Origin of the sequence: Bacillus sp. SJ-10, from assembly GCF_002843505.1 — a bacterium.
GTDB classification, from domain to species: Bacteria; Bacillota; Bacilli; order Bacillales; family Bacillaceae; genus Bacillus; species Bacillus velezensis.
In genome coordinates this window covers 2,393,627-2,413,690 of sequence record NZ_CP025258.1, presented here as the reverse complement: position 1 = coordinate 2,413,690, position 20,064 = coordinate 2,393,627, and the positions used below count along the sequence as shown (strand labels likewise).

Sequence of the window (20,064 nt, the reverse complement as noted above, 5' to 3'; positions counted from 1 at the left end):
AAAAACACCCGCAGAACATGCGGGTGTTTCGTATGGAACAAGATTGTTCGTCAATTTCAGACGTCATCCTGCACTTTTGTCGGAATATAAAATGTAAACGTCGTCCCTTTGTCGATGCTGCTGTGAACCGCAATTGAACCGCCGTGGGCTTCCACGATATTTTTTACGATGGCGAGTCCGAGTCCGGTTCCCGCCCTGCCTCTTGTTCTTGCTTTGTCCGCTTTATAAAAACGTTCAAAAATAAAAGGCAGGTCCTCTTCCGGTATTCCCGAGCCGGAATCTTTGATATCGATTTTCAGTCCGTCTTTTACGGTCTGAGCCGCGATATGAACGCTTCCGCCTGACTCCGTGTGGCGCAGCGCATTATCTATAAGGTTGGTAAACACCTGTTCCATTTTATCTTCATCAAAGACACACTCCGGCTGAGACACCGAGATGTCTTCTGTGAGCGAAACGCCTTTTTCCTTCGCTACCCCGGAAAATTTGCGGGAGATCTTCTCCAGAAATTCATGCAGGTTTACCGTTTCATAGTGCAGGCCCGTATGTCCGGATTCCATTCTGGCCAAATCCAGCAAATCATTGACGAGCCGGCCCATGCGAAGAGATTCATCATAAATGATCTGCGCGATTTCTTTTTTCTCCTCTTCAGTGCTTGCAATGTCGTCCACTATTGCTTCGCTGTATCCCTGCAGCATAGAAATCGGGGTTCTGAGCTCATGACTGACATTGGCAATAAAGTCTTCACGCAATTTATCCAGCCTGCGCTCTTCGGTCATATCACGGAGCACGGCCACGGCGCCGCGGACGTGTGATTCCGCATAAAGAGGCGACATCAATAAAACCCATGACCTTCCTTGAAGCGTCATTTCAATCATTTGCTCTTTTTCCGTGTTCACTGCATTTTGAAATAGCTCTTTTGCTTCAGGGGGAAGGTTGTCTCCTTCTTTAATGTTCATGTTCTGCTCATAATACCATGCCTGCAGAAAACGTTCGGCCGGCGGGTTGGTCACCAAAATGGTGCCGTCGATATTAATGGTAATGACCCCGTCTGCCATACTGCTTAAAATATTGGACAGCTGTTCTTTTTCCTGATTCAGCGCGTTAATATGGAAATTGAGCTGCCGTCCCATCTGATTAAAGGCAATAGCCAGTTCCCCGATTTCATCTTGGGTCAGAATCGGAATTTTTGTATCAAACTTTCCTTTCGCCAAGTCTTGGGCGCCTTCCCGCATTTTCCGAAGGGGATATGTCACCCTGCTGGATAAAAAGAACGCGAAAAACGTTGTCAGGACGATGGCAATGCCCGCCGCAAGAAAAATATAGCGTGTTGTATGTTTCGTCGTATCTTTGACGGCAAGCAGCGATTGGGATAAAAAGACCATGCCTTTTTTGCCGTCTTTTTCATACGGCACTCCGACGATCAGCCGTTCGTTATCCGAACCGGCATTGTTGGGGACCGCGCGTTTACTTACTTTTTTGCGGTCTGTCAGCGCCTTGTGCAGATCCCGGTCATGTTTGATCTGCTCTAATGTAATAGAGGATAAATGATTATCGTCATTGGGCGAATACCAGACATGCTTATCATCCTGAATGATCGCGATGCTCGTTAAATTGTCCGCCAGTTCCCACGTGATGGATCTGGCAAGCGGCTGGTCTTCATGATTTTCTATTATGACCGCAATTTTATCGGCAAGCTGCGTTAAATCTTTTTCCGCTTCTTCAACGTGGTAATTTTCTATAAATTCCAGAAGCAGCACCGTTAAAATAAATAAAACAATTAACACGAGTGAAAGAATGGTAAACCAAAGCTTTCCTACTACGCTTTTCCAAAACTTCATTCAGCGCCTACCTCAAATTTGTATCCGACTCCCCATACGGTGACGATTTTTTTCGCCGCTCCCGGGGATACTTTATTTAATTTTTCACGGAGCCGTTTGACATGGGTGTCCACCGTTCTGAGGTCTCCGAAAAATTCATACTGCCACACTTCTTTTAAAAGCTTTTCCCTGTCGTACACTTTGTCCGGTGTTTTCGCCAGGAAGTACAGCAGTTCATATTCCTTCGGCGTCAGGCTCACCTCTGTGCCGTCCGCAGTCACCCTGTGAGCATCGTGATCAATGGATAGATGCGAAAAGACGAGCACATTTTTTGTCGGGGTATTGGCTGTCAGATAAGATGTTTGGGAAGCCCTTCTTAAAAGCGCCTTTACCCGAAGCACCACTTCTCTCGGGCTGAAAGGCTTGACGATATAATCGTCCGTACCCGCTTCAAACCCCTGGACGCGGTTGGCTTCTTCCCCTTTTGCCGTCAGCATGATAATCGGCGTCGCTTTTTTTTCTCTGAGCTGCCGGCATACTTCTATTCCGTCCGTTCCCGGCATCATTAAATCCAAGAGCACCAGATCATAATCTGATGCCAGCCCCATTTTAATGGCCTCGTCGCCGTTTTCCGCTTCTTCAATCACATAGTTTTCCCGTTCAAGGTACATTCTTAAAAGGCGTCGAATTCTGGCTTCATCATCTACTACTAATATTTTAGTTTCATTTGTTTGATCCATCGTTTTCCCCCTGCTTTCCTTCTGTTACTTTCATTTTAACAAACTGTGCGGCAGCTTGAGAACTGTATCGGCTTTTTGCATCTATGCGTACGAATGAAGTCCGGCAAGCACGAGATTCACAAAAATTAAGTTAAACATAATAATGGCGAAGCCGATGACGGCAAGCCACGCGGACTTTTCGCCATGCCAGCCTCTTGACAGCCGCAAGTGCAAATACGCTGCGTAAAATAAAAAGGTGATCAGCGCCCATACTTCTTTCGGGTCCCAGCCCCAAAAACGCGTCCATGCAAGCTGCGCCCAAATCATCGCAAACACAAGCGCGCCGAGTGTGAATACCGGAAAACCGATAGAAACAGCGCGGTAGCCGACTTCATCGACCAAGTCCAGATTCACATTTTTGACGAGCGGGCTGATAAGAGCGCTGATTCTCTTTCTGAATATCAGCCTGAGCGCACCGTATAAAACGAGACCTGCGCCAAACGACCAGATCACCGTATTGACCTTTCTGCCTGAAAAAATGGCCGGAAGCTCAATAAGCGGCTTCATTGCGCCTTCCGTAAGCAGTTCTCCGTCATGCGGGCCGACAAGCGCAGGCATATCATATATCATGACGCTTTTGGCCTCTTTTTTATCCACCCAATTAAATTCAGCTTTGTAGTCCGCCAGCCGGAATGCCGACGTGACGGCGATAAATGCCACGGTCGTCACGAGTATAAACATAATGACTTCAAGCCAGAACGTTTTTTTGCCCGGTCTGGATTGGTCGACATGCTTTAACAGGAAAATGACGCCGGCTACAAAACTGATCGCAAGAATCGCCTGCCCGAGCGCCGCCGTTGTGACGTGAATGTACAGCCAATTGCTCTGCAGTGACGGAATAAGCGGCGTGATGTCTGTCGGAAACATGCTTGCATATGCGATAAGCAAAAGCGCGATAGACAATGTGAACATGCCTAATGAAGGCAGTCTGTAAATAAAGTAAATAATAATAAAAGCGAGAACAAGCATCATGCCGAATGACGTCGTAAATTCAAACATATTGCTGACAGGCGCATGTCCGCTTGCCGACCATCTCGCAATGAAGTAGCCGAGATGACAAAGAAATCCGAAAATGGTTAACGTGATTCCGATAGCCGACCAGCGGCCCTTACCGTCCTTAGCACCTTTTGTTCCCCGGATGGCGCCGCCGAAAACCGGGACGGCAATTAAATAAATCAAAAAGGCAGCATAAAGAAAATTTGCGCTCAGCTCCGCCATGACACCACTCCTTTTTCACTAGGCCTGATTTTTGGCCAATTCTTTTTGATCGGCCGGCTCTTGAATCCCGGTCCCGCTAAGAACAAATTCGATATCTTTTTTCAGACCGAACCAGTTTTTGTTCGTATGTCCCGCCACAAGCACTTCATGATCACCTGTTTTGATCCAGATCCTTCTGTGCTGCCAGTACATTCCTTGAATGACGCCGATCATAAAGATCGCGCCGCCGACGGCAAGCACCCATAAGGTTAAGTCTTTTCTGACGGTGAGTCCTGTAATGTTTTTCGTTTCCACATGGTCGAATTTTAATTTGTACTTGTTACTTTCGGAACCTTCAACAGTCTGCTGAATCGCAACAAAACTTTTCTCCCCTTTCGGCTTGTCAGGAGCCGTGATTTTAAAGACAAAAGCCGGATTGTTAGGAACCTTCGTTTTCGTGCTCGGTTCTCCGTCCTTGTTAAAATAAAAATCAGGAAGATAACTGGCGATCTGCACTTTGTAACCGTTACCAAGATCATAGTCCGTGTCGGGATCAAGAAGATTGATCTTCAGTTTGCCGAATGACTGTTTTGTTTTTTGGTCGATCAGCTGAAATACCATCTGATCGAGCTGGTTTTCTTTATAGTCCACCTGATACACAGAATAGGAGTCAAAGCGCAGCGGTTCATTGACGCGGATATTGTTTTCTTTGACTCTTTTAAGCTTCGGCTTTTCACCGAATACAATGTCGCCTTCCCTCTTGTACAAAACCGCGTCCGTTGTGAAGGATTTGGCGACTTTGCCGTTTCCGGCTCTGTCAATGGCGTCGGCGAATACTTTTTTCTCAGTGTCTTTGTTATATGTCTGCATCGTGAACCGGTTGTTTTTTAAGTAATACTTGCCGTCAGTGCCGGGGATCTGGGCGGTTTCGCCTTCACGGACCCAGAGCGTTTCATCGACATACATACCGGGTACAAATCTCAGCATGGCTCCGATCAGAAAAATGATCAGACCGATATGATTGACGTAGGGCCCCCACCTTGAAAAACGGCCTTTTTCCGCCAGAATGCTTCCCTCTTGTTCTCGCACTCTATAATGCTTTTTTTTCAATCGTGTTCTGAGGCTATCAGCCGCATCCCCGCTCAGCTCGGTTTCTGTCCGGCTGTATAGACGCTGCCTCTTCAAAAAGACCGGATTCCGCCGTACTCCTTGATTTTTCAGCGCCCTGTACAAAGGAATCACCCGATCCAGACTGCAGATGACCAGTGATATGCCAATGGATGCGATCAGGAGCATATACCACCATGAGCCGTACAGGTGATGAAATCCCAGCAGATAATACAGTTGACCGATTATGCCGTACTGCTGTTCATAATATGTATCCGGCTGGGCGCCCGGCGGCAGATAAGCTTCCTGCGGAAAAACCGTGCCGAAAGCAGACGCCGCCAGAGTAATGACGATCAGCCATATTCCGACTTTTACGGAAGAAAAGAAGTTCCATACCTTATCTACGATTGTTTTGTTATATGTTTGCGAACGTCTTGCGCTGCCGTCGTACCGCATATCGGCAAGCGGCGATTTTTGATCATCAAGCGGCTTCCCGCACGACTCGCACAAAACCGTCCCGGCTGGATTCACGTGCCCGCATTCACATTTGACCTTTTTCATGAAGACGCCTCCGGCTTAATTAAATTCATATAGTCATGAACCATGCGTTCTGTCATCGTGCCGGTCACCACTTTCACGACGTTTCCGTCGGGATTGATCAAAAATGTCGTCGGAATAGGTGATACGCCGTACGCGTCCAGCACTTGCCGGTCAGTATCGAGCGCAACCGGGAAATTGACGCCGTATGTTTTCATAAAATTATGTACTGCAATTTTTGATTCGCCGACATTTACCGCAACCACCTCGACACCGAGGTCTTTAAAATGCTTGTATTGATTCTCCATGTAGGGAAATTCCTGCTTGCACGGCTCGCACCACGTTCCCCAGAAATTCAGAAAAACACCTTTTCCTTTTAACTGACTCAGTTCTATGAGTCTGCCCTCTGTATCTTTCAGCGCGAAATTCGGGGCTTTGGACCCCTCAGATATACGCTCTCCGTTTGTGTATACGGCATTATAGATGGTATATCCGAGCGCGCAGAGTAAGATGAGAAGGATGCCGGTCCGAATGAATAAACGCCGCCGTTTTTTGTTCATTGTACACTGCTCCCCTCCCCTGCCTGCAAATCCATTCAATTATATCATCAACACGTTTTGTAATTTTTGAAGGTTATGTGAAAATTAGAAAGCGTTTTTACCGTGTTCAGCTAAAGCCCGCAGCCTTTTCACCTCATGCGGCGACAATTCTCTTGCGTCTCCTGTGCGCAGGCCTCTTAAATCTAAAAATGCGTATTCTTCACGTTTTAGTTTCAGCACGTCATGACCGATCGCCTCGAACATGCGGCGGACCTGTCTGTTCCGGCCTTCATGAATCGTCAGCTGAATGATGCTCGTCTGCTTTCTTTTGTCCAGGGAAAGCATTTTCGCTCTGGCCGGCGCCGTCTTGCCTTCTTCAAGCTGAATGCCGCGCTCAAGCTTTCTCAGAAGTTCCTTGGAAGGAATCCCCTTCACTTTGGCGACGTATGTCTTATCAATTTCGTATTTCGGATGCATGAGTTTGTTGGCAAACTCGCCGTCATTTGTCAGCAATAAAAGTCCGCTCGTATCATAATCAAGCCTGCCGATCGGATAAATGCGCTGCGGCACTTCTTTGAAAAAGTCGGTCACCACTTTCCGCCCTTTGTCGTCATCAGCTGCTGAGATCACTCCTCTCGGTTTATAAAGCAGAAAGTACACGGGTTCTTCCCGCTCCACCTTTAATCCGTTTACTTCAATCTGATCAGAACCGGTCACTTTTACGCCGAGCTCTGTTATTACTTTTCCATTCACCTTTACTTTTCCTTCTTTTATCAGCTCTTCCGCCTTTCTGCGTGATGCCACGCCGGCATGAGCAATAACTTTTTGCAGTCTTTCCATGTCGTTCACCTCAAGTATAATCTTACTTTTTTCCCCTTGAACAAACAAGCTTTTTCAGGGAGAGTTATTCTGATATATAAAAAGCGCCTGATTTCAGGCGCTTCCAAATAATAACGTAACTATGATGATTGATGCAACCACCCCGATCAAATCAGCAAGAAGACCAACCTTTAAAGCATCCCCCATTTTTTTGATGCCGACCGCCCCGAAATACACCGTCAGGACATACAGCGTCGTGTCAGTCGATCCCTGCATGACCGAGGCCAGCCTGCCGATAAATGAATCAGGCCCGTACACGGCGATCAGATCTGTCGTCATGCCGAGCGCCGCCGTCCCCGAAATCGGGCGGATCAGAGCAAGCGGCACGACTTCTGCGGGAATGCCGAGCGCTGTAAAGAAAGGCTTGCACAGCCCCATGACAAAATCCAGCGCGCCTGAGGCCCGGAATACGGTAATCGCCACCAGCATCCCGACCAAATACGGAATGATGGAAAACGCAATCTCAATTCCTTCTTTTCCGCCTTCAACGAATGATTCATACGTCGGCACTTTTTTGATCGTGCCGTATATCAATATACCGGCGATAATAATCGGAATCATGGCTAAAGACAGCCAATTCACCATTTCCATTCGCTTACCTCCCTTTTCTTTTGCGGCGGTACCAGAAGTAGCGGTCAATGAAAATCGCGCCGATTCCCGAAATTAAAGTCGCTAAGATGGTCGGCCCGACGATATCGGTCGGTGATTTCGCCGAGTAAGCCATGCGCACGGCAATGACGGTTGTCGGTATCAATGTAATACTCGAAGTATTTACCGCCAAAAAGGTAATCATGGAACGGCTGGCCTCAGACTTACCTCCATTCAGCTTTTTCATCTGCTCCATGGCTTTAATGCCGAGCGGTGTCGCCGCATTTCCCAGTCCGAAAAAGTTTGCCATGAGATTTGATAAGATGTATCCCATCGCCGGATGATCAGGGGGAATATCGGGAAACAGCTTAGAAATAAACGGGCGGCACATTCTGCTGAATATATCCAAAAGGCCGGACTGCTCGGCTATTTTCATCAGGCCGAGCCAGAACACGAGAACGCTCATTAATCCGAACGAGATCGTAACCGCTTCTTTCGCTCCTTTAAAAACGGCTTCATTCACATCCTGCAAGGTACCGTTAAACATCGCAAAGACAAGTCCGATTACCGTCAGACATACCCAGATTAAATTGACCATGACGAACCGCCCGCCGCGCTCATAAACAGGCTCGTAAACGTCTCAATGAAATGCTTTTTCGGTTTTTTATGGCGCTCATTTTCATAATAGACGGGGATCTTGGCGATCACTTTCCCATCATGCATAACAGTCATCCGGCCGACGACATCAGGAATGAGAGAGGCGTCCTTTTTCCAGGCTTTTTTCGGTTTTATTAAGATTGTGCTGATTTTTACATCGTCGATTTCATCCTCTTTTAACAAATATTTGACATCCCGGGCAATAAAAGCGCGCTTTCCGTAAAACGTCTTTTTCAGCTTCGGAATGCCGCCTTTTTTAGCGACGACATAAGTTTTATAGTGATCAAAGACATAATTAAACATATTCATATGGTCATCCCAGTCATCCGGATCATTTATGGTGACCGCGATGAGATCCGTACCGTCTTTTGAGGCCGTCGAGACGAGCGTCCGTTTCGCGATTTTTGTGTAACCCGTTTTTCCGCCTGTGCTGTAACGGTAGAGCCCAGTCAGAAGCTTGTTTTTATTTTTCCATACCCGGTCCATCGTTTCCGCCTTATACACTTTTGTGCCTGAAACGGTCCGGTATTCCTTGATTTTCATCGCATATTTAGTCAAAAGCGCCATGTCATACGCCGTTGAATATAAATTTTCATGGTCGTCCAGCCCGTGCGGATTTTGAAATTTTGTATTTTCCATCCCGATTTGCTCGGCTTTTTTGTTCATCATAAATACAAAACCGTCAAGGCTTCCGCCGACATATTCCGCTATTGCCGCAGCGGCGTCATTTCCTGATCTCAGCATAAGCCCGTATACGAGATCTTTCAGCTTTACTTTTTGTCCCGGCTGAAGATAAATGGCTGAGCCTTCCGTTTTTACGGCATTCGGGGAAACCGTCACGGTCTCTTCCATTTTCCCTGATTCAATCGCCAGCACCGCCGTCATGATTTTCGTAATGCTTGCAATCCGTCGCTTATGATGTTCATCCTTGGCGAATAACACCCGGCCAGATGCTCCGTCGATTATAATCGCGCTTTTTGCGCTGACATGTATTTGGGCATGTGCCGTATTGCCGTCTGTAATGGAAAAAAGAATAACAAAAGTCAAAAGAAATACGGCAGCTTTTTTGAGAAAGCGCATGAATGCTCACGTCCTTGTTGTGGGTTTGTACAAGTTTATGCGCATGTCCATGACTTATGAATACCAATTGCATCACTTTCACATAAAAAAACTCTCCCAAAAGGAAGAGTTTTTATCTGACTGGTGCCATATTTGAGCGTGATGCTTCATATTGCGCCAATTCTTCCCGCATGCGCAGAAATTCACTGCTGAGCGAAAGCAGAAGGCTCCGCAGCGAATCCGGCACTTGCTGGTAGAATTCAATCGCACTTTGGCCTGTATAAGCGGCGCGGCTGTTTTCGTACCATGTATCCTTTTTCGGCATGAAAAATTCTTCCACGCACTGATGATACACTTTATACAGCGTTTTTTCCGCTCTCACCTCATGAAACGGCTCCTGCATTAAGAGCCGGCGGCAGGCTTCCTGGGCGCCTTCACAAAAGACGGTCATCCGCCTCAGCACACTGAGAACGTCGCGGCAGTATGCCTCATCCGCCTCTCCTTGAGCCCGCATCTCCGGCAATGTTGTATGATTTAAATAGCTGCTGACCATCGTGACAACCTCGGCTAAAAATTCACCAGTTTCTTCAGTATGGGCCCTCACAATCGAATTTCCCATTTCCGTCCGTTTCCTTCCTCTCTTGTACTTCGTCATTTGCGTCATTCATCAATGGCCTTTCCCTACTATCGTATGATGAAAAACGATTATTATTTAATATCCTCAAAAGTTTGGTTGAAGTTTTCAAAGAATAAATCGGCTTCCTCCTGGAGAACGTCTTCCTCCGCATTTTCAGGAAGCGGCGGGAGCTCCTCCAATGTTTTTAAGCCGAATTGTTCAAGAAATACCGGTGTCGTGCCGTATAAAATCGCCCGGCCGGGACCGTCGGCGCGGCCCACCTCACACAGCAGCGCTTTTGACACGAGGCTGTGCAGAATCCGCTCAGACTTCACGCCCCGGATATCTTCAATTTCCGCCCGTGTGATCGGCTGCTTGTACGAAACGATCGCCAGCACTTCCAAAGAAGCCTGTGACAGCCCTTTTGACGGCACTTCAATTAGTTTTTTCAAATAAGGCACGAATTCTTTTTTCGTTCCAAGCATATACGTATCCGCATATTCGGTAAGCTCGATGCCCCTGTCATCTTCCTTGTACTGAGCGGCCACTTCTTCCATGATTCCGGCCAGTTCCGCTTCTTCTATTTCAAGCACCGTCACCAATTGCTTTTTGGTCAGCCCTTCATCACCCGCCGCATACAGCAGGGCTTCCACAATTGCTTTCCAATTCACGATATCAAGCGCCATGAATGGATTCACTCCCCGTAATGTATATATCTGAAAAGTTTTCTTCCTGTTCAATGATAATCTGCTGATTTTTCATCAGCTCCAGGACTGCTAAAAACGTCACGACGAGATGGTCCTTTTGCCGAGAAGGAAAAAGCTCCGTGAAGTTTATTCTTCTCCCCGCCGTTTTTAAGCTTTTTACGATTTCGTTCATTCTGTCTTCAATCGGTATTTCCTGCCTTGTAATGGTCGTTTCTTTCGGCCGCGTGATTTTTTTACGCTGAAGCACCTTTTGAAACGCGCCGATCATGTCATAAACGGTCACCGACAGCTTCTGCTCGGTCTGTTTGATTTCTTTTGCATACTCACTTAAATCACTCGGCGGCTTGGTAAATGACTTTTGTCTTTCTTCTTCCCGCTCTTTTAAATCCTTCGCAGCGGTTTTATACTTTCTATACTCAATCAGTTTTTCAATCAGCTCGTCCCGAGGGTCTTCTTCTTCAAGCATTTCGTCTTCAAACAGCTCTTCCTCTTGTTTCGGAAGCAGCATTCTGCTTTTAATGCTGAGAAGCGTCGCCGCCATGACCAGATATTCACTGGCGACATCAAGTTCAAGCTCTTGCATTGTATGTACATATAATAAATATTGTTCAGTAATGGTTGCCACGGGTATGTCGTATATGTCGATTTCAAGACGGTTAATCAGATGAAGCAGCAGGTCCAATGGGCCTTCAAACGTATCAATTTTCACTTGATATTCTACCATTATCTCACCATTTTCAATATCACTCTCATTGCCGGAAAAACTGGCTACCCTTTAGTATAATCCACCGAAATGCTCTCGTCCAATACTTTTATATACGTCCTCCGTTATTTAGAAAATACTGAAAAAGAAGATATACGCCTATACCTTTAAAGGCGGATGCACATATGATAGCCGTGTAAACTTGAAACAAAGGGAGGCTGATTTCACATGAGCGGAGCTTGTTTCGGCGGAGGTTTTGCATTAATTGTCGTTCTGTTTATTTTGCTCGTTGTCGTAGGAGCATCTTACATCTGCTAGTTCCTCAGGCTTCGGACACCAAGCCGCTCTTTTTTCCTTTTCATAACGCTGTGGTACACTGGTTTTAGCATAAAAGGAGGAAGCGGCTTGTATCCTAAAGCTTATATCGGCTTTTTGGCCGAATTTCACGCATCAAGAGATTATTTTGAGTGTCATGAACTGTTAGAGGAATATTGGAAAGAAAGCCCGGCTGAAAAGCGGAGCATTCATTGGGTCGGCCTGATTCAGCTTGCCGTCGCTCTGTATCACCAGCGCAGGGGAAATGAAGCCGGGGCGAAACGGCTGATTGCCAACAGCTTACGTATTCTCCGGTCTGAAAAGCAGGCGGTCTGTTCTCTCGGTCTCAGCCATCCGAAGCTGATTGAGCTGATAGAAACGCTGTCAGACGATATAGAAGCGGGCCTGCCTTACAGAAGTGTTATGCTGCCGATTACAGATGAAGCCCTGAAAGAAGCATGTCTTGCCGAATGCCGCCGAAAGGGCTATACATGGGGGCAAGACGGCGTATCAGATACCTTTCTTATTCATAAACACCGCCTGCGGGACAGGACGGATGTCATTAAGGAACGCGAACGGGAATTTGAGAGAAGAAAAAAAAGCAGAGGCTGACGGTCAGCCCTGCTTTTTCTATATCAAAACAGCTCCCGAAACCGTGAAGATTCCGGGAGCATTTGTCAGTTATTATATGAGATATCCTGATCTTTTTGATGTTGACAGCGTTCAAAAAAGCTTTGCGTTAATTCATTCGGAACGAGTGCCTCCGTTTTGAACAGACGTTTTAAGGCGTCCATCATTTGCTTTCCGATTCCTTGATGGCGGTGAGAAGGATTCACGCTGATATGCCGGATTTCAACTTCTGAGTCCTTTTTTTCGACTCCGATCGCTCCGACGATATCTTCATCCTCTTTCCAAAGAAAGAGCTGGCGGCCAGTATCCGTTTCATAGTCCTTTATTGTCTGCTGAAGCTGCTTGAGATCTTTTTCATTCGGCATAAATGACAGAAGACCCATCGCAATCTTTTCAAACGATTTTTTATAACGAATTAACATAAAAACCCCTCTATATCCAAAATGTCCATTCATGTCCTATCAAACGGATACATAAAGGCGATCCGTTTCCTCACATTATATCATTTTCGCTGCTGTTTTAAACGCTTTTCAACAAATTATTCAAATGAACGGTTTAAATTTGCCATTTCAATGGCAGATACTGCGCAATCCGCTCCCTTATTTCCGGCTTTTGTTCCGGCTCGTTCGATGGCCTGCTCAATGGTTTCAGTCGTCACGATGCCGAAGATTACCGGGACGCCCGTCGCCGTTCCCGCCTGGGCAATGCCTTTTGCCGCTTCATTGCAGACATAGTCATAATGCGTTGTCGCTCCTCTGATAACCGTGCCGAGCGTAATGACGGCATCGTATTTTTTCGTTTCCGCCATTTTCTTTGCCGCAAACGGGATTTCAAACGCTCCCGGCACCCAAGCGACGTCAATGTCGTTTGATTCTACACCGTGGCGAAGCAACGTGTCTTCCGCTCCGCTTAACAGCTTGCTCGTAATAAATTCATTAAATCTGCCGACGACGATTCCGATTTTAAGTCCTGTTCCTACTAGGTTTCCTTGTATGATATTCATATGTTATCCATCCTTTTTTGTGAGATTTGTTTTTAGAAATGAAGCAGATGTCCAAGTTTTTTCATTTTGGTCTGTAAATATTGCTTGTTATGCTCACTCGCTTCCATTTGAAGCGGCACCCGTTCTGAAATGCTGAGACCGTATCCTTCGAGGCCGGCGATTTTCCGGGGGTTATTGGTTAAAAGTTTCATATGCTGAACCCCTAAGTCGCGGAGAATCTGGGCGCCGATGCCGTAGTTGCGCAGATCAGGCAGAAAGCCGAGCGCTTCGTTCGCTTCAACCGTGTCATACCCTTGTTCCTGCAATCGGTACGCCTTCAGCTTATTGATTAAACCGATTCCTCTGCCTTCCTGGCGCAAATACAATAGAACGCCGCGGCCTTCTTCAGCAATTTGCGCAAGCGCGGCATGAAGCTGAGGTCCGCAATCACAGCGATGGGATGCAAACACATCGCCCGTCAGGCATTCTGAGTGCACTCTGACAAGAACGGGTTCGCTGTTAAACGGGACATCCCCCATGACAAAGGCGAGATGTTCTTTTCCGTCAACCTCGTTTGTATATCCGTAAACTCTAAACGTGCCGAAGTCAGTCGGCAGCGTAATATCAACTTCTCTGTTCACAAGTGTCGTAATGTTGTAACGGTACTCTATTAAGTCTTTTATCGTAATCATTTTCAGATGGTGGCGTTCGGCGATTTCGGCTAACTCCGGCACTCTGGCCATTGTGCCGTCTTCATTCATAATTTCACAAATGACGCCCGCTCCCTGAGATCCGCAGGCTTTTGCAAGGTCAACGGCTGCTTCCGTATGGCCGGCCCGCTTCAGGACGCCTCCTTTTTTTGCGATTAAGGGGAAAATGTGGCCCGGACGCTGAAAATCGTCAGACACAGATTCTTCGTTCAACAGCGCCTGAATGGTAAAGGATCGTTCCTGCGCGCTGATGCCCGTTTTTGTCAGCCTGTGGTCAATACTGACCGTAAACGCGGTCTCATGTGAGTCCGTATTATGATCGACCATCGGGTGAAGATCCAGCCGGCCGGCGATGTCTTCAGACAGCGGCGTGCAGATCAGGCCTCTCCCATGGGTCGCCATAAAATTAACCACTTCCGGCGTGGCATGCTCAGCCAGCGCTACGAAATCTCCTTCGTTTTCTCTGTCTTCATCATCGACAACAATGATGACTTCACCTTTTTTCAGCGCCTCTAACGCCTCTTCTATCGGATGAAACATATCGATCTTCCTTTCTAAAAGCCGTTCTCGCTTAAAAAGGCTTCCGTGATAGTTTGATTGCTTTTGGTTTGTTCTGTTTTGTGCAAAAAGCGGTATAAGTATTTACCGATCATGTCACACTCAATATTTACGGTCGATCCGACTGTTTTCGTCTGAAAAATCGTTTCTGAGATGGTATGCGGAATGATGGATACCGTCACGCTTTCGTCTGATAGACCGAAAATCGTCAGGCTCACGCCGTCTACCGTAATTGAACCTTTCAATACGAGCGTTTTTGTCAATTCCGGCGAAAGTTTTAAATCGTAATAGACCGCGTTGCTTTTTTTCTCGATCCGCGTAATTTCCGCCGTTCCGTCCACATGCCCTGATACAAAGTGGCCGCCGAACCGTCCGTTGGCGGACATCGCTCTTTCCAGGTTTACTTTACTGCCTTTTGACAAGCCGTTCAGCGAAGTGGCTTTCACTGTTTCCGGCATGACATCAACCGTAAATTGATTGTCAGAAAATCCGGTTACGGTCAGGCAGATGCCGTTTACCGCAATGCTGTCGCCAAGCTTCACATCACTTGTCACTTTTGAAGCGGCGATGGTTAATGCCATGGAAAGGCCTGTCTTTTTGATTGCTTGGATCGTGCCTGTTTCTTCAACGATTCCTGTAAACATCGTCACCATCCTTTCCATCTTTAGGTATGGCCGTCAGTTTTATATCCGGCCCGATTTGGGTGATTTGTGTGAATTGTAAATGGGGGACATCTTTCATTGATTGAAAACCTTCACCGGAGATCAAGCTGGGAGCAAGCGTTCCTCCGATTAATTTAGGGGCGAAATAGAAATGAAGCTCTTGAAAACAGCCTTCCTTGACAAAACTTCCGTGTACGGATGCTCCGCCTTCCACATAAACGGACATTATGCCGTTTTCAGCGAGAATGCTGAGCACCTCAGGGACGTGAATGCGGTCTGTTTCCAGCGGAATAACTTTTATTCCGAGTGCGGTCAGCCGGTCTTTCTTTTGCACGTCTGCATCTTTGGCCGTAAATATCCATGTCGGCGCAGCGCCGTCAGTGAGCACATTTGCCGTTTCAGGAATGGTCAGCTTTGTATCGAGAATCACTCTGACCGGCTGCTTCACTGCATCAGGAAGCCTGCAGGTCAGGCTCGGATTATCGGCTTTGACTGTGCCTGCTCCGACAAGAATGCTTTGATGCGATTTCCTGTATTGCTGGGCATCAAGCCTTGCCGCCTCTGATGTAATCCATTTGCTGTCACCGGTTTCAGTCGCTGTTTTCCCGTCAAGGCTCGCGGCCGCTTTCAAGGTGACATACGGAAGTCCGGTCCGCATGAAGTGAAGAAACATTTTATTCAGCTCTTCTGCCTGCTGCCTGAGAAGTCCGGTTTTCACTTCGATGCCCGCTGCTTCCAGCATTCCGATGCCTTTTCCGGCTACAAGCGGATTCGGATCTTTCACAGCAATGAACACCCTTTCTATCCCCGACTTTATTATCAGTTCGGCGCATGGCGGTGTTTTTCCGTAATGGCTGCAAGGCTCCAGCGTCACATACAAATCGGCGCCTTTTGCGTGTCTGCCGGCCATATGAATCGCGTGAACCTCGGCATGCGCTTCTCCGTATTGCAAATGGGCGCCCATTCCGACGATCTGTCCGTTTTTGACGACGACAGCGCCGACAAGAGGATTGGACTGTGTCTGTCCTTCACCGCGTCTGGCAAGTTCTATTGCCGTATTCATATAATATTCTTCCATCGTTATCCCTCCCTTCTTCCACGCAATTTGGCGTCAAAAAAGCCCCGAATGTTTACACAGTTCGGGGCTTTGCCAGTTTTAATCCATAGGAAATAAGACTATACAGTAAGTTTATTTTTTGCATAGCTTCTCTCATCCTTCTCCCATCCAGACTTTCACTGTCGGCTTCAGCTTTTCACTGAATCCACCGTATACAGATGCATACGGGTCACGGGCTGTAAAGCGCAAAGCGCCTTATTACCGCCGGTCGGGATTTTCACCCAGCCCCGAAGGATACAATCAATATTTTTTTGTCCTTATCCGCTATTATAACATCCTTTGCGGCAGGCGCAATGAATTTGCACCTAATTATTCAGAAAAATAAAAAGCGCCCTTTTCCCATAAAAGGCGCCTATATTTATTCGTTCACTTTGACGACTTTCAATAAGCCGTCAATCCGGTTTGATTTACTGAAATACGCTTTAATTTTATCTCCCTTTTTCACATCGGAGAGATCCTGCTTCAGCTTGTCGCCGTTAAAAATAATTTTTGTGCCGTTTGCTGCCGTACCGTGGTACTCAGTTCCTTCGATTTTCGTAATTTTATATGTCTTGACTGTATATTCTTCTTTTTCCTGGGACAGGGTTTGTCCGATTGCAGTCGGCACGTCTTTCAGTTCAATATCGTTTATGACCATATAACCGCCCGCCAATAACAGCAGCAGTACAAGTAAAATGGCTGCTTTTGTTTTAATTCTTCCCATTTTTCTACCTCCAGCCCGTATCAATCTATTCATTACTATGTCATATTCCTTTTTTTCATGAATAGAAAACCGTTCTTCCCTGCGTGAGTTATTCATATAACGTTTCATAAAGGGAAGATGTTTCATGTATCTGTAAAACTTTCTATCTATTAAATAGATATACGAATTTATGTTCTGTTTTTGAGGGTGGAAAGATAAATTTATATAAAAAAGCAGTTTTCTCATGAAGAAAACTGCTTGTACGGTTTATTTCGTCTTGCGAATTTCGTTAAACGGGAAGAAGACGAATTTCGATGTGCCCGCTATTTGTTTTTTCGTAAAAAGACCGAGGCCGTTGCGGCTGTCCATAGATTCTCTGCGGTTATCACCCATGACGAAATATTTGTCGTCCGGCACTTTCACCGGGCCGAAGTCTTCCGTCAGCCGGTCATAGCCGTCTTGCTTCGCTTTTTTCTTGTTTGCCGCTAAATACGGTTCGGACACTTTTTTGCCGTTGATATACAGCTGATCGTTTTTCATTTGCACCGTGTCGCCGGGAAGTCCGATAATCCGTTTGACATAGTGTTCATTTTCTCCGTTCAGAACGACGATCTGGCCGCGTTTGAAGTCGCTTATGTATTTGACCGTCATATTGACAAAGATTCTCTCGCGGTCATGCAGCGTCGGATCCATTGATCTTCCATCAACGAGATAAGGGGCAAATAAAAAGTTTCGGATGAGCAGTGCCAGAACGACAGCGATGATAATGGCTTTCGCCCAATCAAGTACGGCGCTTTTTTTAGAAGTTTTTTCTTTTTCTGATTTCAAGTGATTTCCTCCCATTAGCCATGGTCGTTTTTATTTTACCATGAATCCCTGCACAGAGGGCAAATAAGCCCCGCACCCCATCCATTTTTTTCATTTTATAAGCCGGATCTGCTGATTTTACGGTATTTCACGAAGCTTCCGATCCGCCAAATGCACAAATACACAAAAGCAAGTTCCATCGTTAAAACGGCGAATTCCGCCGCGTCAATGTTTTTGAAATATTGGCTGAGCACGATGCGGATCGCAATAATCGCGATAATGACATATTTAAAGTTTTTATTCCGCTTGGAGTAGACAAAGCCGTCTTCCCGGATTTCATAGGCGGTTTGCGACAGCATGATGACACCGAATACCGCGCCTAACAGTCCGGCGATGGCGAGCTCCCAAAGAGCGGGAAAATGAAACGGCTTTCCCGGGATATTCATGAGCTGGCTGATGCTGAATGTAAAAATGACGGCGATAATCAAAAGCGGGAGAATGATGCCGAAGCCGCCGCCTTTAATCGGCCTGTTTCCCTTTTTCACCCTGAACCAAATCATAAGTGCGAGAATGATAATGACAAATAAAACGGTTGCCAATTGAACCAACGTTTCTACCTCTTTTCATTGTTGTAATCGGTCTTTTTCACTATACCAGAATGATCGCTGATGTTCATATATGTATTTTTTCATGATTTACACATGAGAATTTTCATATACACAAAAAAACCCGCCTGAAAAAGGCGGGTTTTACGTCATTATCCTTCTACACGGATTTCTTTCATTTTGTCTCCGTTAGACATGTTTTTCGCATGCTCTAAACCGCTTGTCACTTTTCCGAATACAGTATGAACGCCGTTTAAATGCGGCTGCGGCTCATGTACGATGAAGAATTGGCTTGAACCCGTGTCTTTACCGGCATGCGCCATTGATAAAGAACCGGCTTCGTGCTTATGCGGATTGCCTTCTGTTTCACATTTGATCGTTTTTCCGCTTCCGCCCATGCCTGTCCCAGTCGGATCTCCGCCTTGGCTGACAAAGCCCGGAATCACGCGGTGGAAAATAACGCCGTCATAAAAGCCCGTATTCGCCAGGTTTTCAAAGTTAGCGACTGTATTAGGCGCTTCATTCGGATAAAGTTCAAATTCGATTCTGCTGCCGTTTTCCATTTCGATGTAACCAGTTTTCATTCTCATTCCTACTTCCGTATTGTTTTTTGTCAAAGCCTTCTTCAATATGAATTTCAATTGTAAGCCGGCTTTCTTTTTGATATTCTTTTGAAGGAAGAGGCCTCTGCTCTTCTTTTCGCGGCTATTATACCACACCTTCAGCCGGAAAACGAATCTCCCCGCTTCCGCAGAAAGAAAATGAAACCAGAACAGCTTCACAGCCGTCTATGTATCGGAACTGCTTCACGCAGGCCCTCACAAACCGCTTCAAAACGGCATTTGTGAAAAGAAGGAGGTTAACCGCTTTGAAAAAAATGTGGATTGGATTGCTGGCGGCGGCCGTTGTATTGTGCACAATACCGAAAATCAGCCTGGCCGATGCCGCAGTCGGAGATGTCATCGTCACACTGGGGGCGGATCTGTCAAACGAAAACCGTCAGAAAGTGCTTGACGAATTAAATGTCCCTGATAACGCGACAAAAGTGACGGTCACGAATAAAGAAGAACATGAATATCTGGGAAAATATATATCGAATGCCCAAATCGGCACAAGAGCCATCTCTTCATCATCCATCACGGTGGCAAAGAAAGGGTCCGGGCTTGACGTTAAGACCCATAATATCGATTCCATCACGGATGAAATGTACTTAAACGCCCTGATGACAGCAGGAGTGAAAGATGCGAAAGTATACGTGACGGCGCCGTTTGAGGTATCAGGCACCGCAGCATTAACGGGAATCATCAAGGCATATGAAGTCTCATCAGACAAAGCGATTTCAGAAGATGTAAAACAGGTCGCCAACCAAGAGCTTGTCACCACTTCAAATCTCGGGGATAAAATCGGGGATAAAAACGCCTCCGCGCTCATCGCAAACATTAAAGATGATTTCGCGAAAAACGGTGTGCCCGATACAAAAGAAGGAATCGAGAAAAAGGTCGATGATGCGGCTTCAAACCTTAACATTACACTGACTGACGCTCAAAAAGACCAGCTCGTTTCATTGTTTAATAAAATGAAAAACGCCAAGATTGATTGGGGCCAAGTCGGCAGCCAGCTCGATAAGGCAAAAGACAAAATCACGAAGTTCATTCAATCCGATGAAGGCAAAAGCTTTGTTCAAAAAGTCATTGATTTCTTCGCTTCGATTTGGAATGCGATCGTGTCTGTATTTACAGGAGACAGCGGATCAAGTTCTAACAGCTGAATGCAAAAAGAGACCGGACGCCATTGTTCCGGTCTCTTTTTTA

24 protein-coding genes and 1 riboswitch are annotated in these 20,064 nt (G+C 46.4%); of the genes, 3 read left to right on the top strand and 21 right to left on the bottom strand.

What is annotated here, in order from left to right; genetic code table 11:
* Window positions 1–56: 56 nt before the first annotated feature.
* From CXL14_RS12215 to CXL14_RS12160, 12 genes are all read right to left on the bottom strand, one after another.
* On the bottom strand, window positions 57–1,838 hold the full coding sequence (locus tag CXL14_RS12215) for an ATP-binding protein (protein WP_007409435.1): 1,782 nt from the start codon (window positions 1,836–1,838) through the stop codon (window positions 57–59).
* The gene (gene resD, locus CXL14_RS12210; RefSeq protein WP_003153397.1) at window positions 1,835–2,557 is read right to left on the bottom strand and encodes a DNA-binding response regulator ResD; all 723 of its coding nucleotides are present in this window, start codon (window positions 2,555–2,557) and stop codon (window positions 1,835–1,837) included. The genes CXL14_RS12215 and resD overlap by 4 nt, the downstream gene beginning before the upstream one ends.
* A gap of 81 nt (window positions 2,558–2,638) precedes the next feature.
* Window positions 2,639–3,814 (bottom strand): c-type cytochrome biogenesis protein CcsB, encoded by a 1,176-nt coding sequence (gene ccsB, locus CXL14_RS12205; RefSeq protein WP_003153395.1) that lies wholly within the window; start codon window positions 3,812–3,814, stop codon window positions 2,639–2,641.
* 18 nt (window positions 3,815–3,832) lie between these two features.
* Entirely contained in the window at window positions 3,833–5,461 is a 1,629-nt protein-coding gene (gene resB / locus CXL14_RS12200; RefSeq protein ID WP_003153393.1) for a cytochrome c biogenesis protein ResB, read from the bottom strand.
* Complete coding sequence (gene resA, locus CXL14_RS12195) at window positions 5,458–5,997, bottom strand: thiol-disulfide oxidoreductase ResA (protein ID WP_014418277.1); 540 nt, start codon at window positions 5,995–5,997, stop codon at window positions 5,458–5,460. The genes resB and resA overlap by 4 nt, the downstream gene beginning before the upstream one ends.
* A gap of 84 nt (window positions 5,998–6,081) precedes the next feature.
* Entirely contained in the window at window positions 6,082–6,816 is a 735-nt protein-coding gene (rluB, locus tag CXL14_RS12190) for a 23S rRNA pseudouridine(2605) synthase RluB (RefSeq protein ID WP_007612296.1), read from the bottom strand.
* A gap of 93 nt (window positions 6,817–6,909) precedes the next feature.
* Entirely contained in the window at window positions 6,910–7,446 is a 537-nt protein-coding gene (spmB, locus tag CXL14_RS12185; RefSeq protein WP_003153387.1) for a spore maturation protein SpmB, read from the bottom strand.
* Window positions 7,447–7,450: 4 nt separating this feature from the next.
* Window positions 7,451–8,041: a nucleoside recognition domain-containing protein gene (locus CXL14_RS12180; protein ID WP_003153385.1), complete on the bottom strand. Its 591-nt coding sequence runs from the start codon at window positions 8,039–8,041 to the stop codon at window positions 7,451–7,453.
* A complete protein-coding gene (locus CXL14_RS12175) occupies window positions 8,029–9,180 on the bottom strand; it encodes a D-alanyl-D-alanine carboxypeptidase family protein (RefSeq protein WP_101287817.1) in 1,152 nt (383 codons plus the stop codon). Before CXL14_RS12175 ends, CXL14_RS12180 begins: the two co-directional genes overlap by 13 nt.
* Before the next feature lie 112 nt (window positions 9,181–9,292).
* A complete protein-coding gene (locus CXL14_RS12170; protein WP_101287815.1) occupies window positions 9,293–9,778 on the bottom strand; it encodes a DUF3907 family protein in 486 nt (161 codons plus the stop codon).
* Between the two features lie 89 nt (window positions 9,779–9,867).
* A complete protein-coding gene (scpB, locus tag CXL14_RS12165; RefSeq protein WP_007409428.1) occupies window positions 9,868–10,461 on the bottom strand; it encodes an SMC-Scp complex subunit ScpB in 594 nt (197 codons plus the stop codon).
* The gene (locus CXL14_RS12160; RefSeq protein WP_007409427.1) at window positions 10,451–11,206 is read right to left on the bottom strand and encodes a segregation/condensation protein A; all 756 of its coding nucleotides are present in this window, start codon (window positions 11,204–11,206) and stop codon (window positions 10,451–10,453) included. The genes scpB and CXL14_RS12160 overlap by 11 nt, the downstream gene beginning before the upstream one ends.
* Window positions 11,207–11,413: 207 nt before the next feature.
* Here CXL14_RS12160 and CXL14_RS12155 point away from each other — a divergent pair, with 207 nt between their 5' ends.
* Both CXL14_RS12155 and CXL14_RS12150 read left to right on the top strand, forming a co-directional pair.
* Window positions 11,414–11,503 (top strand): YjcZ family sporulation protein, encoded by a 90-nt coding sequence (locus tag CXL14_RS12155; protein ID WP_003153376.1) that lies wholly within the window; start codon window positions 11,414–11,416, stop codon window positions 11,501–11,503.
* Between the two features lie 87 nt (window positions 11,504–11,590).
* On the top strand, window positions 11,591–12,112 hold the full coding sequence (locus tag CXL14_RS12150) for a DUF309 domain-containing protein (RefSeq protein ID WP_061862346.1): 522 nt from the start codon (window positions 11,591–11,593) through the stop codon (window positions 12,110–12,112).
* Between the two features lie 65 nt (window positions 12,113–12,177).
* Here CXL14_RS12150 and ribT read toward each other — a convergent pair whose 3' ends face one another.
* The 9 genes from ribT to CXL14_RS12100 all read right to left on the bottom strand — a co-directional run bounded on the left by ribT (window position 12,178) and on the right by CXL14_RS12100 (window position 18,837).
* A complete protein-coding gene (gene ribT, locus CXL14_RS12140; protein WP_003153373.1) occupies window positions 12,178–12,552 on the bottom strand; it encodes a GNAT family N-acetyltransferase RibT in 375 nt (124 codons plus the stop codon).
* Between the two features lie 116 nt (window positions 12,553–12,668).
* The gene (ribH, locus tag CXL14_RS12135) at window positions 12,669–13,133 is read right to left on the bottom strand and encodes a 6,7-dimethyl-8-ribityllumazine synthase (RefSeq protein ID WP_003153372.1); all 465 of its coding nucleotides are present in this window, start codon (window positions 13,131–13,133) and stop codon (window positions 12,669–12,671) included.
* A gap of 32 nt (window positions 13,134–13,165) precedes the next feature.
* Complete coding sequence (locus tag CXL14_RS12130) at window positions 13,166–14,362, bottom strand: bifunctional 3,4-dihydroxy-2-butanone-4-phosphate synthase/GTP cyclohydrolase II (protein WP_061862347.1); 1,197 nt, start codon at window positions 14,360–14,362, stop codon at window positions 13,166–13,168.
* Window positions 14,363–14,376: 14 nt separating this feature from the next.
* On the bottom strand, window positions 14,377–15,024 hold the full coding sequence (gene ribE / locus CXL14_RS12125) for a riboflavin synthase (RefSeq protein ID WP_007409425.1): 648 nt from the start codon (window positions 15,022–15,024) through the stop codon (window positions 14,377–14,379).
* Window positions 15,005–16,120, bottom strand: a complete 1,116-nt coding sequence (ribD, locus tag CXL14_RS12120) for a bifunctional diaminohydroxyphosphoribosylaminopyrimidine deaminase/5-amino-6-(5-phosphoribosylamino)uracil reductase RibD (RefSeq protein WP_101287813.1) — start codon at window positions 16,118–16,120, stop codon at window positions 15,005–15,007. Before ribD ends, ribE begins: the two co-directional genes overlap by 20 nt.
* A gap of 131 nt (window positions 16,121–16,251) precedes the next feature.
* Window positions 16,252–16,398, bottom strand: a riboswitch (FMN riboswitch).
* A 119-nt stretch (window positions 16,399–16,517) separates the two neighbouring features.
* A complete protein-coding gene (locus tag CXL14_RS12115) occupies window positions 16,518–16,862 on the bottom strand; it encodes a hypothetical protein (protein ID WP_003153366.1) in 345 nt (114 codons plus the stop codon).
* Between the two features lie 246 nt (window positions 16,863–17,108).
* On the bottom strand, window positions 17,109–17,684 hold the full coding sequence (gene lepB / locus CXL14_RS12110; protein ID WP_014721447.1) for a signal peptidase I: 576 nt from the start codon (window positions 17,682–17,684) through the stop codon (window positions 17,109–17,111).
* Window positions 17,685–17,764: 80 nt separating this feature from the next.
* Entirely contained in the window at window positions 17,765–18,256 is a 492-nt protein-coding gene (locus CXL14_RS12105) for a CcdC protein domain-containing protein (RefSeq protein WP_007409421.1), read from the bottom strand.
* A gap of 149 nt (window positions 18,257–18,405) precedes the next feature.
* Entirely contained in the window at window positions 18,406–18,837 is a 432-nt protein-coding gene (locus tag CXL14_RS12100; RefSeq protein WP_003153363.1) for a peptidylprolyl isomerase, read from the bottom strand.
* Between the two features lie 284 nt (window positions 18,838–19,121).
* Between CXL14_RS12100 and CXL14_RS12095 the strand changes: the two genes are divergently transcribed.
* Window positions 19,122–20,021 (top strand): DUF1002 domain-containing protein, encoded by a 900-nt coding sequence (locus CXL14_RS12095; RefSeq protein ID WP_014418285.1) that lies wholly within the window; start codon window positions 19,122–19,124, stop codon window positions 20,019–20,021.
* The last annotated feature ends 43 nt before the right edge of the window (window positions 20,022–20,064 follow it).

Bases quoted from the DNA above. Each gene is read 5' to 3' on its own strand.
- CXL14_RS12215 (WP_007409435.1), bottom strand. From the start codon at position 1,838: ATGAAGTTTTGGAAAAGCGTAGTAGGAAAGCTTTGGTTTACCATTCTT.
- resD (WP_003153397.1), bottom strand. From the start codon at position 2,557: ATGGATCAAACAAATGAAACTAAAATATTAGTAGTAGATGATGAAGCC.
- ccsB (WP_003153395.1), bottom strand. From the start codon at position 3,814: ATGGCGGAGCTGAGCGCAAATTTTCTTTATGCTGCCTTTTTGATTTAT.
- resB (WP_003153393.1), bottom strand. From the start codon at position 5,461: ATGAAAAAGGTCAAATGTGAATGCGGGCACGTGAATCCAGCCGGGACG.
- resA (WP_014418277.1), bottom strand. From the start codon at position 5,997: ATGAACAAAAAACGGCGGCGTTTATTCATTCGGACCGGCATCCTTCTC.
- rluB (WP_007612296.1), bottom strand. From the start codon at position 6,816: ATGGAAAGACTGCAAAAAGTTATTGCTCATGCCGGCGTGGCATCACGC.
- spmB (WP_003153387.1), bottom strand. From the start codon at position 7,446: ATGGAAATGGTGAATTGGCTGTCTTTAGCCATGATTCCGATTATTATC.
- CXL14_RS12180 (WP_003153385.1), bottom strand. From the start codon at position 8,041: ATGGTCAATTTAATCTGGGTATGTCTGACGGTAATCGGACTTGTCTTT.
- CXL14_RS12175 (WP_101287817.1), bottom strand. From the start codon at position 9,180: ATGCGCTTTCTCAAAAAAGCTGCCGTATTTCTTTTGACTTTTGTTATT.
- CXL14_RS12170 (WP_101287815.1), bottom strand. From the start codon at position 9,778: ATGGGAAATTCGATTGTGAGGGCCCATACTGAAGAAACTGGTGAATTT.
- scpB (WP_007409428.1), bottom strand. From the start codon at position 10,461: ATGGCGCTTGATATCGTGAATTGGAAAGCAATTGTGGAAGCCCTGCTG.
- CXL14_RS12160 (WP_007409427.1), bottom strand. From the start codon at position 11,206: ATGGTAGAATATCAAGTGAAAATTGATACGTTTGAAGGCCCATTGGAC.
- CXL14_RS12155 (WP_003153376.1), top strand. From the start codon at position 11,414: ATGAGCGGAGCTTGTTTCGGCGGAGGTTTTGCATTAATTGTCGTTCTG.
- ribT (WP_003153373.1), bottom strand. From the start codon at position 12,552: ATGTTAATTCGTTATAAAAAATCGTTTGAAAAGATTGCGATGGGTCTT.
- ribH (WP_003153372.1), bottom strand. From the start codon at position 13,133: ATGAATATCATACAAGGAAACCTAGTAGGAACAGGACTTAAAATCGGA.
- CXL14_RS12130 (WP_061862347.1), bottom strand. From the start codon at position 14,362: ATGTTTCATCCGATAGAAGAGGCGTTAGAGGCGCTGAAAAAAGGTGAA.
- ribE (WP_007409425.1), bottom strand. From the start codon at position 15,024: ATGTTTACAGGAATCGTTGAAGAAACAGGCACGATCCAAGCAATCAAA.
- ribD (WP_101287813.1), bottom strand. From the start codon at position 16,120: ATGGAAGAATATTATATGAATACGGCAATAGAACTTGCCAGACGCGGT.
- CXL14_RS12115 (WP_003153366.1), bottom strand. From the start codon at position 16,862: ATGGGAAGAATTAAAACAAAAGCAGCCATTTTACTTGTACTGCTGCTG.
- lepB (WP_014721447.1), bottom strand. From the start codon at position 17,684: ATGGGAGGAAATCACTTGAAATCAGAAAAAGAAAAAACTTCTAAAAAA.
- CXL14_RS12100 (WP_003153363.1), bottom strand. From the start codon at position 18,837: ATGAAAACTGGTTACATCGAAATGGAAAACGGCAGCAGAATCGAATTT.